The sequence below is a fragment of the Sphingomonas sp. genome (assembly GCF_035758555.1).
Taxonomy (GTDB): Bacteria; Pseudomonadota; Alphaproteobacteria; order Sphingomonadales; family Sphingomonadaceae; genus Sphingomonas_B.
This window is the reverse complement of record NZ_DASTXI010000147.1, coordinates 1-12042: the sequence shown is the minus strand read 5'-3', so window position 1 is coordinate 12042 and position 12042 is coordinate 1. Positions and strand designations below refer to the sequence as shown.

Genomic DNA, 12042 nt, shown 5'->3' with positions numbered 1-12042 from the left:
CTTCGGCCGCTGCAGCGCGTTCGCGTCGACGCCGCCGGTCAGCACCTTGCCCGAGCTCGGCACGACGGTGTTGTAGGCGCGGCCGAGGCGGGTGATCGAATCGAGCAGGATCACCACGTCCTTCTTGTGCTCGACCAGGCGTTTGGCCTTTTCGATCACCATTTCAGCGACTTGCACGTGGCGCTGCGCCGGCTCGTCGAAAGTGGAGGAAATGACCTCGCCTTTCACGCTGCGCTGCATGTCGGTGACTTCCTCCGGCCGCTCGTCGATCAGCAGCACGATCAGGAAGACTTCCGGGTGATTGGCGGTGATCGAGCGCGCGATGTTCTGCAGCAGCACGGTCTTGCCGACCCGCGGTGGCGCGACGATCAGCGCGCGCTGGCCCTTGCCTTGGGGTGAGATGATGTCGATCACCCGCGCCGACTTGTCCTTGATCGTCGGGTCCTTGGGATCGAGATCGAGCTTCTGCTCCGGATAGAGCGGCGTAAGGTTGTCGAAATTGACCCGGTGGCGGACCGCATCCGGATCGTCGAAATTGACGGCGTTCAGCTTGGTCAACGCGAAATAGCGCTCGCCATCCTTGGGCGCGCGGACCTCGCCCTCGACTGTGTCGCCGGTGCGCAGGCCGAATTTCCGAACCTGGTTCGGCGAGACATAGATATCGTCGGGGCCGGCAAGATAATTCGCCTCGGGGCTGCGCAGGAAGCCGAAGCCGTCGGGCAGCACTTCGATCGTGCCCTCGCCCATGATCTGCGCGCCGTTCTCGGCCTCGGCCTTCAGGATCGCGAACATCAGATCCTGTTTGCGCAGCGTCGACGCGCCTTCGACGCCGAGCTGCTCCGCCTGCTCGACCAGATCGGCGGGCGCTTTTTTCTTGAGGTCTTTAAGGTGCATCGGAAGCTCGGACGGCTGGATTTTGGATGGGGGAGATCGGGCAGGAAACGACGATCTGGGGAGAACGCACAGCCAGGAAAGCGGCTGCACGGCTTCGCTGCGAGTTAGGGAGCCGCTTTTTCCAAGTCAAGCGGATCAGAACGGCTTCACGACCACCAGATAGACGATCAGCACGACCGCGAGTGCGGGCAGTTCGTTCAGCATGCGGAGCCGACGCGCGGAGAGGCGCGCTTCCCCCCGGGCCAGCCGCTTCGAATAACCTACGGCCCAGCCGTGAAAGCCGCTCAGCAGCAGGACGATCAGCAGCTTGGCGTGAAGCCAGCCCTGGCTCCACAGATCGCCCGCGGTCGCAAGCGCGATCCCGAATCCCCAGACCGCGAGGAGCGACGGGGTCAGGATCATTTTTCTAAGCTTGGCCTCGCGTTCCACCCAGGCTGCCGCCTCGTCCGCGCGGCCAAGCGCTTCCTGATGGTGCACCAGATAGCGCGGGAAGATGAACAGCCCGGCCATCCAGAAGATGACGAAGACGATGTGCGCGGCCTTCAGCCAGAGATAGGACAATTCCAGAACTCCAAGCATCAGCCTCCCCGAACCTGCGCCAGCAGCTGCTCGACATGCGGAATAGGCGTGTCGGGCAGGATGCCGTGTCCGAGGTTGAAGATGTGCGGGCGGCCGGCGAACGCGTCAAGGATACGTTGCGTTGCCCTGGTCAACGCGTCCCCGCCGGCAATCAGCGCCAGCGGGTCGAGATTGCCCTGCACGGGAAGGTCGTCGGGAAGCGCGGCGTTCGCCCATTGCGGATCGACGGTTTCGTCCAACCCGATCGCGTCCACGCCGGTCTCACGCGCATAGGCCGGCAGCTTGCCGCCCGATCCTTTCGGGAAGCCGATGATCGGCGTGTCCGGGTGCCGCGCCTTCAGGGCCGCGACCAGCCGCGCGGTCGGCGCGATCACCCATTGCTCGTATTGCGCGGGCGAGAGGCTCCCGGCCCAGCTGTCGAACAATTGCACGGCGTGCACGCCAGCCTCTACCTGCTTTGACAGATAATCGACCGTCGCCGCTTCGATCGCCGCAATGATCGCGCCGAACGCCTGCGGGTCGCGATAGGCGAAGCGCCGCGCTTCCGCCTGCTCGCGGCTGCCTTCGCCGGCGACCATATAGGTGGCGACTGTCCAGGGACTGCCGGCAAAGCCCAGAAAGGTGGCGGCCGGCGGCAGTTGAGCCGCCACGCGGCCCACGGTGCCATAGACCGGCTCAAGCGGCTCAGGCTCAGCGCTCAGCTGGTCGAGCGTCGCGTCGAGCAGCCGCGGTGACAGCTTCGGGCCTTCGCCGGCCAGGAATTCGAGCTTCTGCCCCAGCGCGTGCGGAATGACGAGAATGTCGGAGAACAGGATCGCGCCGTCGAAGCCGAAGCGGCGGATCGGCTGCAGCGTGATCTCTGCGGCCGCCTCGCTGTCGTTGACCAGCTCCAGGAACCCGCCCTTCTCCGCCCGCAGCGCGCGATATTCGGGCAGATAGCGCCCGGCCTGGCGCATCAGCCAGATCGGGGGCGGGTCGCGCCGTTCGCCGCGAAGCACGTTCAACAAGGCACGGTCGCTCGTCATCTCTTCTTTCCAGGATTCTAATTTAAAGGATGATGGAAGATGTGGGAGCGCGGGTGACGGGGACTTAGGCGGTTCCCCGGACTCTGCCAACAATTTGACTCTGCGGGAATCGCAAAAGGTTCCCGATTCGTGGGGTCATTCCCCGCAATCCACAGCGGTCGAATGACTTTTTCCGGCTGTGGGCGGAGCTGTTGGAGACGGATCGGCGATTGCGCGTGAATCCGGCTCCCCGATCAACCCGCTTGCCTCTCCGGCCGCTTTTCCACAGGGATATGCCGTGACCACCCGGCTCCACCTCCATCTCCTGTCGGACTCGACCGGTGAAACGCTTGAGACGATCGCCAAGGCGGCGCTTGCCCAATTCGAAGGCGTCGAGACGATCAAGCATTTCTGGCCGATGATCCGCTCCGGCGCCAATCTCGAGCGGATTCTCGAAGAAATCGCGCAGAATCCTGGCCTTGTGCTGTTCACCCTGGTCAATCCGGACACGCGGCGGACGCTCGAGCAGCGCTGCCGTGCGCTTGGCCTGCCGGCGGTCGGCGCGATCGATCCGGTGACGGATGCCTTGTCGAACATGCTCGGCCAGACGGCGGTCGCCAGGCCCGGCCGCCAGCACGCGCTCGACGCCGCCTATTTCGCGCGCGTGGACGCGATCCAGTTCACGATCGCCCATGACGACGGAATCGGCTGGGAGAATTGGGAAGAGGCGGACATCGTGCTCGCCGGCATCTCGCGCACGTCGAAGACGCCGACCTCCATCTATCTCGCCAATCGCGGCTACAAGGTCGCAAACATCCCGCTGGTCGTCGAATCGCCGCCGCCGCCGAGTCTGTTCCGGCTCAAGCATCCGCTGGTCGTCGGCCTCACCACCAATGTCGAGCGGCTGATCGCGGTGCGCCGCAACCGGCTGCTGTCGCTGAACCAGGCGCCGGAAACCGACTATGTCGACCAGGAGGCAGTCGCGCGCGAAGTGGCGTTCGCCCGGCGCATCTTCGCCGACAATGGCTGGCCGGTGATCGACGTGACGCGCCGCTCGATCGAGGAAACGGCGGCCGCGATCATCAATCTGTGCAACGAGCGGCGCCAATGCGCCTGATCCTCGCGTCCGGATCGGCCAGCCGCCGCGCGATGCTCGACGCGGCCGGCGTGCCGTTCGAGGCGCTGTCGCCCGCTGTCGACGAGGAAGCGGCGAAGGCGAGCCTGCGCGCGGCGGGATGTCTGACGCGGGATGTGGCCGACGCGCTCGCCGAGCTGAAGGCGGTAAAGGTCTCCAGCCGAGACCCGGGCGCGCTGGTGCTTGGCTCTGACTCGATCGTCGAGCTTCAGGACGGGCGGCTGCTCGACAAGCCGGTGAATCGCGAACAGGCAGCCGAGCACCTCCGGCTGCTGTCCGGCCGGCGCCACTATCTCTACAGCGCGGCGGTGATCGCCGAAGGAGGCCAGCCCGTCTGGCGTTTCGTCGATCGCGCGACAATGCATGTCCGCCCGCTCTCCGATAGCTTCATCGACACCTATCTCGACCGCGAATGGGAGGAGGTGCAGTGGTGCGTCGGCGTGTACCGCGTCGAGGGACCGGGCGTGCAACTCTTCTCGCGGATTGAAGGCAGCCAGTTCACCGTCATGGGCCTGCCGCTGCTGCCGGTGCTAGACTATCTGCGCACACGCGGGATTCTGGCGTCATGACTGCATTTGCAGAGGTGATCGGCGACCCGATCGCGCACTCCAAGTCGCCGTTGATCCATGGCTTCTGGCTGGATGCACTCGGCATCCAGGCGGAATATCGGCGCTGCCATGTGCGGCCGGACGAGCTGGCCGGCTATTTCGAGCAGCGGCGCGCCGACCGGGACTGGCGCGGATGCAACATCACGGTGCCGCATAAGGAAGCGGCGCTGGCGCATGTGCCCGATCCGGGCGGCATCCGCCACACGATCGGCGCGATGAATACCGTGTTCCGCGACGAGAGCGGTGGAATCGCCGGTACCAACACCGATGCTGCCGGTTTCTGGTCGCCGATCTCTGCGCTGGACCTGTCGGGCAAGCCGGTCGTCGTAATCGGTGCTGGCGGCGCGGCGCGCGCGGTGCTGTTCGCCCTGTCGCGGGTGGGTGTGGGGCCGGTCACGATTCTCAACCGCACGCCGCTGAAGGCGGCGGGCCTGCTCGCCGCATTCGGGCTGAAGGGCAATGTCGCGCCGCTAGGGAGCGCTCTTCCGCCGGCGGCGCTGCTGGTCAACGCCAGCACGCTCGGCATGGCCGGTCAGCGGGCGCTGGAGGTCGAGCTCGCTCCCCTGCCGGATGACGCGATCGTGTACGATATCGTCTACGCGCCGTTGCAGACGGCTCTGCTGCAGGCGGCGGAACACCGCGGGCTGGAGACCATCGATGGGCTGGAGATGCTGATCGGCCAGGCAGCGCTCGCCTTCGAGTTGTTCTTCGACGCTGCGCCGCCCCGCGACCGCGACGACGAGTTGCGCGAGTTGCTGACCGCGTGAAGATCCTCGGCCTCACCGGCTCGATCGGCATGGGCAAGTCGACCGTCGCCGCGATGTTCGAGGAGGCGGGCGTCCCCGTTTTCGATGCCGACGCGGCCGTGCACGCGCTGCAGGGCCCGGGCGGCGCCCTTGTTTCCACGATCGAGGCGGCCTTCCCCGGTACGACCGGCTCCGAAGGCGTCGATCGAGCCAGGCTTGGCGCGCAGGTCCTTGGGCATCCGCAAGCGCTCGCGCGGCTGGAGTCGATCGTCCATCCGGCGGTGGCTGAAATGCGGCAGCGCTTCCTCGCCGAGCACCGGGACGCTCCGCTGGTCGTCTTCGACATCCCGTTGCTGTTCGAAAAGACCGGCGGCGCGGGCCTGGCCGCAGTCGCGGTCGTGTCTGCTCCGCCGGAGGTCCAGCGCGAGCGCGTGCTCGCCCGCCCCGGCATGACACGTGAGAAATTCGAACGCATTCTGGCCCTGCAGATGCCGGACGCGGAAAAGCGCGCGCGCGCCGATTTCGTCATCGACACCGGCGTCCCGCATGAGGACACGCGCCGCCAGGTGCGCCAACTCGTCTCTTGTCTCTTGGGACGCGAAGGCCGATAGTCGGGCGCATAATGCGCGAAGTCGTTTTCGATACCGAAACCACCGGAATCCAGGTCTCAGAAGGTCACCGCATGGTCGAGATCGGCTGTGTCGAGCTGATCAACCGCGTCGAGACCGGCCGCGAATTCCACGCCTATTTCAACCCCGAGCGATCGATGCCGCCCGAGGCGCAGGCCGTGCACGGCCTCGGCGATGCGTTCCTGGCGGGGCAGCGGCTGTTCCGCGACGTCTGCGAGGAGCTGCTCGATTTTCTCGAGGACAGCCCGCTCGTCGCGCACAACGCTGCGTTCGACTTTGCTTTCCTGAACTTCGAACTCGGTGAGTGCGGACGGCTGCATGTTCCCCGCTCGCGGATGGTCGACACGCTGGCCTTGTCGCGCACCAAATTCCCGGGCGCGAAACACAGTCTGGACGCGATGTGCGCCCGCTTCGGCGTCGATCGCAGCCACCGGATCAAGCACGGCGCGCTGCTCGATGCGCAGTTGCTGTCGCAATGTTATGTCGAGCTGACCGGAGGTCGTCAGATCGGCCTGTCGCTTGCGGAGGCGCCGGCCGCGGCCGACGCGGTGAAGCAGGACGCGATCGTCTACGACATCACGCGGACGGTCCGCCCGGCGCGGCCGCACGCCGCTTCGCCTGAAGAGCTGGAGCGGCATGCGCGATTCCTCGCTCAGATCGCCGATCCTGTCTGGACGATGGGAACGGCCGCCTGAGCCACAGGTTGACGCTCGCAGGGGCGCTTCCCTAAACGCCCCGCCCTGACGAAGGAGGTTGGGATGGACGTGCGCGTTTCCGGACATCAGGTCGACGTTGGCGAGGCGCTTCGCGCGCATGCGGAGGATCGGATCCGATCGCTTTCGGACAAATATGATGCGCGCGCGATTTCCTCGACCGTCACGCTCGGCAAGGGGCCGCACGATCACCGCTTCGATTGCGAGATCATTCTCTATGTGCCGAACGGCGTGGTGCTGAAAGGCGGCAGCCGCGGCATCGAGGCGCAGCCGGCGTTCGAGGACGCGCTCGGCAAGATCGAGAAGCAGATGCGGCGCTACATGCGCCGGCTGCGCGACCGGAGCGGCCAGCCGGCCGCCGCCGAACTCGCGTTCGACAATGCCGGCTACACGGTATTCAGCGTGTCTGAAGGGGACGGCGAGGACAAGGAGCCGGCCGACAATCCGCCGATCGTCGCAGAGACGCGGGTCGACGTGCCCGATGCCAGCGTGTCCGACGCCGTGATGATGCTCGATCTTCGCAACACCAACGCGCTGATGTTCAAGAACAGCGCCACCGGCACCTTCAACATGGTCTACCGACGAGGCGACGGCACGATTGGCTGGGTCGAGCCGCAACGCGCCTGATTCCGACCCTTTCCTCTTTCAAGGCGCACGCACAGGCTTCGCGCGCCGCATCGGACCTGCACGAATGGATTTGACCGAGTTTCTCGACGGGAATGCGATCGTCGCCGACCTGCCCGTCGCCAACAAAAAGGGCCTGTTCCAGGCGCTCGGCGGCATCGCCGAACGCACGATGGGGCTGACCGCGAAAGACGTGGTCGACCGGCTGAACGAGCGCGAACGGCTCGGCACCACCGGATTCGGCGGCGGCGTTGCGATTCCGCACGGCCGGATCGAGGGGCTGGACGGAATCCGGGCCGCGTTCGTGCGGATCGAGAAGCCGATCGATTACGGCGCGATCGACGATCTGCCGATCGACCTCGCCTTCATGCTGCTTTCTCCGGCGGACGCGGGGGCCGATCACCTGAAGGCGCTTGCACAGGTCAGCCGCAGGCTTCGCGACCGGACCTTCGTCGCCAATCTGCGCGGGGCAGTGACTCCGGACGCGATTTACGCGCTGTTCGCGCACACCGAAACGCGCGATGCCGCCTGAATCGGGTGCGGAGGCGCATTTCCGCGCCCTCGAATCGCTCTACGCCTCGGCCCCGATCAACCAGCTGTTCCGCTCGCAGCTGCACAGCCGGGAAGAGGGCGTCGCGCGGATCGCATTCGAAATCGAGCCGCGCCATCATCACGCGGCCGGCGCCGCGCACGGCACCGGCTATTTCAAGATGCTGGACGACGCCGCCTTTTATGCGGCGAACAGTCTCGTCACCGACCGTTTCCTGCTGACGACCGCGTTCAACCTGCTTTTCACCCGCCCGATCGTCGCCGGGCCTGTCGTGGCCGAAGGGCGCTGGGTCAGCGGGCGAAGGCGCGTGTTCGTCGCCGATGCGCGGCTGATCGGGCCCGATGGCGAGGAAGCGGCGCGCGGCACCGGCACCTTCATGCGCTCGCGCATTCCGCTGTCGTCGCTGAAGGGCTATGCGCCGCCCGCGTCATGACCGCGCGCCTGACCAGCCGGATGACGATCGACGCGCTGCTCCGCCGCGTCCAAGCGGCCGGCGGCTTCGCGACGGTGCTGGCGAAAGGCGACGAGACCGCCGGCGCGATCTTGCTCGTCTGTAGCGAGCGGGGGACAACGACGTCGCTGCTCGAACGCACCGTCGACCTGGACGGGCATTATCGCTGGACGCCCTGCGGCCCCCAAGATGTTGAGTCGGCAGCGGATCGCGACTCCTATATCCGGCGCCGGCGCGCGCAGGACCCGGACTTATGGTTAATAGAACTGGACGTCGCGGACGCTGAACGGTTCGCCGCTGAAATGACCTGAGTTTGTTGACGTTCGGGCTCGGCGGCCCGAAAGGCGATGCACCAGCCACGCGCCGGATCGTCGTGAAGCGGAAGCACCGCCACGGGCGATAGCGCAGTCGGGGGGAAGATCAGGGGGAAGCGCGGGTGTTTTGGCGCTCCTTCCATCGATCGACTCACCGCATAGTACGAACGAAGAATGAGCCGCATCTATCGCGCCGCGACTTTCGCGGCTGTGACGCTTTGCACTGCGTTCGGGATCGCCTGCAGCGCCCCATCCTTCGCGGAAACGGTGACCAATGCCGTGTCCGCAATGTCCAACGAACAGAATTCCCAGCCGGTTCCGGCCGTTGCCGTCGAGCCGCTCCCCGAAGTTCCCGCCGTCAGCAGCGACAGCGCCATCACGGCAGCGCCTGCCGACGACGAGGATGATTCGGACCGAATCCAGGCCCGCAGCCTCGATCAGCTGGTTTCCGAGCAGGTAATGCCGGAAACGCTCGATCGCGAAACCGAGTGCCTGGCCGCCTCCGTCTATTTCGAATCGAAGGGCGAACCGCTGGAAGGCCAGCTCGCCGTCGCCGAGGTCGTGCTGAACCGCGCCAAATCGGGCGGCCGTTTCCCGCCGTCGGTTTGCTCGGTCGTCTTCCAGAAGGGGCAGTTCTCCTTCGTGCGCGGCCACCGTTTCCCGCCGATCAAGCGCCACGGCGCCTTCTGGAAAACCGCGGTCGCGATCGCCCAGATCGCGATGAACGACGAATGGGACAGCCGCGCGTCTAACGCGCTCTTCTTTCACGCCGCGAGCGTCTCGCCGGGCTGGAACCGGGTCCGCGTCGCCCAGCTCGGCAATCACGTCTTCTATCGCTGAGACGCTGGCACGCGTTCACAGGATGTTCTAGAAGGGCGGGGTGGCAAGCCATCCCGCCCTTTTGCATTCGGCGATGACCGCGGTGGACGTCGCGCGTGGCGTGTCGCGGCTGCTGCTGCGCCACGATTATGTGGCGCTGTGCGAAGTGCCGCTCGGCAACGGCCGCCGCGCCGACCTGATGGCGGTGGACGCGCGCGGGCGGATCATCATCGTCGAAATCAAATGCTCGCGCGCCGATCTGCTCGGCGACGGCAAATGGCGCGATTATCTCGATTACTGCGATCGTTTCTTCTGGGCAGTGCCGCAAGGTTTCGATCTGTCGCCGTTCGAAACCGAGGCATTCAGCCCCGATTTCGCCGGCCTGATCGTTGCCGACCGCTACGACGCCGCGATCGCGCGCGAAGCGGCTGAAACGTCGGTGCCGGCGCCGCGGCGTAAAGCGGCGACGCTCGATTTCGCCCGCCGTGCCGCACGGCGGCTGCTCGGGCTGACCGATCCGGAGTGTGAGAGTCTCGGCTGATTAATGCGGGCCGGCGATCCCGCGCTTCGGCGCCGGCTTGATCTCGTCCATGAGCTTCAGGATCGCGTCGGAGCGTCCGTCGCGCACGGCATATTCGCGCGCCGACATGCCGCTGCCGATGTCCTTCTTCGCCGGATCCGCGCCTTCGCTCAGCAGCAGCCGCGCCATCGGCACGTCACGCTTCTGGACGGCGACGATCAGCGGGGTCACGCCCATCGAATTGCCTTCGTTCACCTGAGCACCCTTGGCGATCAGCACGCGGGCTCCTTCGATGAAGCCCGAACGGACCGCGTCGATCAGGGGCGTGTTGCCCTGATTGTCCTTCACGTCGACTCGTGCGCCGTTCTTCAGCAGGAAAGCGAGCCAGGGCAGATCGCCGTCCTTGGCGACCAGATGGATCGCGCGCTCATTGGTCGAGTAATCGGGTGTGTTCACCAGGTTCGGGCCGCCCTTGCCGAGCAGCTCGTTGGCCTTGGCGCCGTCACGGTCCTTGACCGCCTTCAGGAAATTATAGCTGTCGGAAAACTGCGCGCTGGCTGGCGCGGCAACGGTGACGGCCAGCAGCGACAGGGACAAAAACGCGTTTCGAAGCTTCACTTGATCCACCTGCACTTGATCGCTGCGGGTTAGCACAGCATTTCTGCATGTGCGATGACCTTCCGCCCCTTCCTGCTCGCCCTTCCCCTCCTCCTGGCCGGTTGCGGCCAGCAGGCGGCATCTCCGTCAGAGGCGCCGCTGGCCGGCGCGCGGATCGGCGGACCATTCACGCTGGTGAACCAGGATGGCCGCCAGGTCAGCGACCGCGACTTCGACGGCCGCTATCGCTTGATGTATTTCGGCTACACCTATTGCCCGGATGTCTGCCCGGTCGACCTGCAGCGGCTGATGGCCGGCTACAAGCTCCTTGAGGGGTCCGATCCCGCCATAGCGGCGAAGATCGCGCCGATCTTCGTCAGCGTCGATCCGGAACGCGATACGCCGCCGGTCCTGAAGCAATATGTGAGCGCCTTTTCGCCCAAGCTGATCGGCCTGACCGGCAGCCCGGAACAGATCGCCAAGGTCGCGAAGGAATATGCGATTGTCTATTCGAAGGAGCAGCAGCCGGGCGCCACCGACTATCTGATGAATCACAGCCGGGTCGCTTATCTGTTCGGACCCAAGGGCGATCCGATCGCATTGATCCCGCAGGACGGCACGCCCGAGGCGATCGCCGCCGAACTGAAGCGCTGGGTGCGGTGACGGACGGGCGTTTCTGGGACGAACTGCCGCTCGAGGCGCTGGATCGCGGGCAATGGGAAGCGCTCTGCGACGGCTGCGGCAAATGCTGCGTCCACAAGCTCGAGGACGATGTGACCGGCGAGCTGTTTCCGACCAATGTCGCGTGCAAGCTGCTGGACCGGCACAGCGGCCGCTGCTCCAATTACCGGCACCGCCGCGCCTTCGTGTCCGAATGCGTGCGGCTGACGCCGAAGCTGGCCGCGACTCTGGACTGGCTGCCCGACACCTGCGCTTACAGATTGCGTGCGGAGGGCAAGCCGCTCGCCGATTGGCACCCGCTCAACAGCGGCGACCCGGAATCGGTGCACCGGGCCGGCATGTCGGTGCGCGGCTGGACGATCTCCGAAGTCGATGCGGGCGAGCTTGAAGACCATATTCTCGAAGGCTGAGCCCGTGTTCGGGGGCAGGCCGCTGAAGGTCGTGCGCCACGCAAGCGCGCGCGTGATGCGCCTGCGCGTCGATCCGCGGGACGGATCCGTACGGTTGACGCTGCCGCGGCGCGCCTCGCTTCGCCACGGCCATGCCTGGGCCGAGGAGCAGCGGCCCTGGGTCGAGGCGCAGCTTGCAGAGCGCCGGCCCGGCCTGCGCCTGGTGCCTGGCGTGCGGCTGGAGATTGGCGGCGAGCCGCTCACGCTTGCATCGATGTCCGCTGTGCGCGGCGTCCGGCGCCACGAAAACGAGCTTCGCGTCGGCGGCGAGCCCGATCTGTTCGAGCTGCGGGTGCTGCGCTGGCTGAAGGCGGAGGCGTGGCGCGTGCTTGAGGCGGAAACCCGCACGCTCGCGGCGCAAGCGGGCGTGAGCGTCCGCCGCGTCAGTGTCGGCGACACGCGCTCGCGCTGGGGCAGTTGTTCGGCGGACGGCGATATCCGCTACAGCTGGCGGTTGATCCTCGCACCATCGTTCGTTCGCCGCTCGACGGTGGCGCACGAGGTCGCGCACCGCGTTCACATGAACCACGGTTCCGCATTCAAGGCGCTGGAGGAACAGCTGCTCGGCGAAAGCCCGTCGGCCGCACGCGCGTGGCTGCGCGCGCACGGCTCTTCGCTTCACGGATACGGCCGGCCCTGATCGGGCGGCGGCTGGCTGCGCACGCGCTCACGTACCTGGCCCGGTGAGGGCTGCGGCGGATAGGCACGCAGGTCACGCGGATCGCGCGG

18 protein-coding genes are annotated in these 12042 nt (G+C 66.3%); 14 read left to right on the top strand and 4 right to left on the bottom strand.

Annotated elements, in window-relative coordinates; translation table 11 throughout:
- The 3 genes from rho to hemE form a co-directional block, all read right to left on the bottom strand.
- Nucleotides 1-894 (bottom strand): transcription termination factor Rho (gene rho / locus VFT73_RS08935; protein ID WP_326410026.1); only part of this gene is annotated, 894 nt, incomplete at its 3' end.
- Nucleotides 895-1029: 135 nt separating this feature from the next.
- On the bottom strand, nt 1030-1473 hold the full coding sequence (locus VFT73_RS08930) for a CopD family protein (RefSeq protein ID WP_326410024.1): 444 nt from the start codon (nt 1471-1473) through the stop codon (nt 1030-1032).
- Nucleotides 1473-2498, bottom strand: a complete 1026-nt coding sequence (hemE, locus tag VFT73_RS08925; protein WP_326410022.1) for a uroporphyrinogen decarboxylase — start codon at nt 2496-2498, stop codon at nt 1473-1475. Before hemE ends, VFT73_RS08930 begins: the two co-directional genes overlap by 1 nt.
- 277 nt (nt 2499-2775) lie before the next feature.
- Between hemE and VFT73_RS08920 the strand changes: the two genes are divergently transcribed.
- The 11 genes from VFT73_RS08920 to VFT73_RS08870 all read left to right on the top strand — a co-directional run bounded on the left by VFT73_RS08920 (nt 2776) and on the right by VFT73_RS08870 (nt 9607).
- Nucleotides 2776-3594, top strand: a complete 819-nt coding sequence (locus VFT73_RS08920) for a pyruvate, water dikinase regulatory protein (protein ID WP_326410020.1) — start codon at nt 2776-2778, stop codon at nt 3592-3594.
- Nucleotides 3585-4181, top strand: coding sequence for a nucleoside triphosphate pyrophosphatase (locus VFT73_RS08915; RefSeq protein ID WP_326410018.1), 597 nt, complete (start codon nt 3585-3587; stop codon nt 4179-4181). The genes VFT73_RS08920 and VFT73_RS08915 overlap by 10 nt, the downstream gene beginning before the upstream one ends.
- Nucleotides 4178-4987 carry a shikimate dehydrogenase gene (locus VFT73_RS08910; RefSeq protein ID WP_326410016.1) on the top strand — a complete coding sequence of 270 codons (810 nt, stop codon included), beginning with the start codon at nt 4178-4180 and terminating at the stop codon, nt 4985-4987. Before VFT73_RS08915 ends, VFT73_RS08910 begins: the two co-directional genes overlap by 4 nt.
- Nucleotides 4984-5577: a dephospho-CoA kinase gene (gene coaE / locus VFT73_RS08905; RefSeq protein WP_326410014.1), complete on the top strand. Its 594-nt coding sequence runs from the start codon at nt 4984-4986 to the stop codon at nt 5575-5577. Before VFT73_RS08910 ends, coaE begins: the two co-directional genes overlap by 4 nt.
- Nucleotides 5578-5588: 11 nt before the next feature.
- The gene (gene dnaQ / locus VFT73_RS08900) at nt 5589-6290 is read left to right on the top strand and encodes a DNA polymerase III subunit epsilon (protein WP_326410011.1); all 702 of its coding nucleotides are present in this window, start codon (nt 5589-5591) and stop codon (nt 6288-6290) included.
- 63 nt (nt 6291-6353) lie between these two features.
- Nucleotides 6354-6935, top strand: a complete 582-nt coding sequence (gene hpf / locus VFT73_RS08895) for a ribosome hibernation-promoting factor, HPF/YfiA family (RefSeq protein WP_326410009.1) — start codon at nt 6354-6356, stop codon at nt 6933-6935.
- A 64-nt stretch (nt 6936-6999) separates the two neighbouring features.
- Complete coding sequence (locus VFT73_RS08890) at nt 7000-7464, top strand: PTS sugar transporter subunit IIA (RefSeq protein ID WP_326410007.1); 465 nt, start codon at nt 7000-7002, stop codon at nt 7462-7464.
- Nucleotides 7454-7915: a PaaI family thioesterase gene (locus VFT73_RS08885; protein ID WP_326410005.1), complete on the top strand. Its 462-nt coding sequence runs from the start codon at nt 7454-7456 to the stop codon at nt 7913-7915. Before VFT73_RS08890 ends, VFT73_RS08885 begins: the two co-directional genes overlap by 11 nt.
- Nucleotides 7912-8244 (top strand): DUF1491 family protein, encoded by a 333-nt coding sequence (locus VFT73_RS08880; RefSeq protein WP_326410003.1) that lies wholly within the window; start codon nt 7912-7914, stop codon nt 8242-8244. The genes VFT73_RS08885 and VFT73_RS08880 overlap by 4 nt, the downstream gene beginning before the upstream one ends.
- Nucleotides 8245-8421: 177 nt before the next feature.
- Nucleotides 8422-9087 carry a cell wall hydrolase gene (locus VFT73_RS08875; RefSeq protein ID WP_326410001.1) on the top strand — a complete coding sequence of 222 codons (666 nt, stop codon included), beginning with the start codon at nt 8422-8424 and terminating at the stop codon, nt 9085-9087.
- Nucleotides 9088-9160: 73 nt separating this feature from the next.
- Nucleotides 9161-9607, top strand: a complete 447-nt coding sequence (locus VFT73_RS08870) for an MmcB family DNA repair protein (protein ID WP_326409999.1) — start codon at nt 9161-9163, stop codon at nt 9605-9607.
- On the opposite strand, the gene VFT73_RS08865 is transcribed toward VFT73_RS08870, so the two are convergent.
- Nucleotides 9608-10204: an ankyrin repeat domain-containing protein gene (locus VFT73_RS08865; RefSeq protein WP_326409997.1), complete on the bottom strand. Its 597-nt coding sequence runs from the start codon at nt 10202-10204 to the stop codon at nt 9608-9610.
- A gap of 54 nt (nt 10205-10258) precedes the next feature.
- On the opposite strand from VFT73_RS08865, the gene VFT73_RS08860 reads away from it, so the two are divergent.
- From VFT73_RS08860 to VFT73_RS08850, 3 genes are read left to right on the top strand one after another with little or no spacing between them, the layout of a single operon-like run.
- A complete protein-coding gene (locus VFT73_RS08860) occupies nt 10259-10846 on the top strand; it encodes an SCO family protein (protein ID WP_326409994.1) in 588 nt (195 codons plus the stop codon).
- A complete protein-coding gene (locus VFT73_RS08855; RefSeq protein WP_326410028.1) occupies nt 10834-11274 on the top strand; it encodes a YcgN family cysteine cluster protein in 441 nt (146 codons plus the stop codon). Before VFT73_RS08860 ends, VFT73_RS08855 begins: the two co-directional genes overlap by 13 nt.
- Before the next feature lie 4 nt (nt 11275-11278).
- Complete coding sequence (locus VFT73_RS08850) at nt 11279-11953, top strand: M48 family metallopeptidase (RefSeq protein ID WP_326409993.1); 675 nt, start codon at nt 11279-11281, stop codon at nt 11951-11953.
- Nucleotides 11954-12042 lie beyond the last annotated feature (89 nt).

Bases quoted from the DNA above. Each gene is read 5' to 3' on its own strand.
- VFT73_RS08885 (WP_326410005.1), top strand. From the start codon at position 7,454: ATGCCGCCTGAATCGGGTGCGGAGGCGCATTTCCGCGCCCTCGAATCG.
- VFT73_RS08880 (WP_326410003.1), top strand. From the start codon at position 7,912: ATGACCGCGCGCCTGACCAGCCGGATGACGATCGACGCGCTGCTCCGC.
- VFT73_RS08875 (WP_326410001.1), top strand. From the start codon at position 8,422: ATGAGCCGCATCTATCGCGCCGCGACTTTCGCGGCTGTGACGCTTTGC.
- VFT73_RS08860 (WP_326409994.1), top strand. From the start codon at position 10,259: ATGACCTTCCGCCCCTTCCTGCTCGCCCTTCCCCTCCTCCTGGCCGGT.
- VFT73_RS08890 (WP_326410007.1), top strand. From the start codon at position 7,000: ATGGATTTGACCGAGTTTCTCGACGGGAATGCGATCGTCGCCGACCTG.
- VFT73_RS08870 (WP_326409999.1), top strand. From the start codon at position 9,161: ATGACCGCGGTGGACGTCGCGCGTGGCGTGTCGCGGCTGCTGCTGCGC.
- VFT73_RS08915 (WP_326410018.1), top strand. From the start codon at position 3,585: ATGCGCCTGATCCTCGCGTCCGGATCGGCCAGCCGCCGCGCGATGCTC.
- VFT73_RS08930 (WP_326410024.1), bottom strand. From the start codon at position 1,473: ATGCTTGGAGTTCTGGAATTGTCCTATCTCTGGCTGAAGGCCGCGCAC.
- hpf (WP_326410009.1), top strand. From the start codon at position 6,354: ATGGACGTGCGCGTTTCCGGACATCAGGTCGACGTTGGCGAGGCGCTT.
- dnaQ (WP_326410011.1), top strand. From the start codon at position 5,589: ATGCGCGAAGTCGTTTTCGATACCGAAACCACCGGAATCCAGGTCTCA.
- hemE (WP_326410022.1), bottom strand. From the start codon at position 2,498: ATGACGAGCGACCGTGCCTTGTTGAACGTGCTTCGCGGCGAACGGCGC.
- VFT73_RS08910 (WP_326410016.1), top strand. From the start codon at position 4,178: ATGACTGCATTTGCAGAGGTGATCGGCGACCCGATCGCGCACTCCAAG.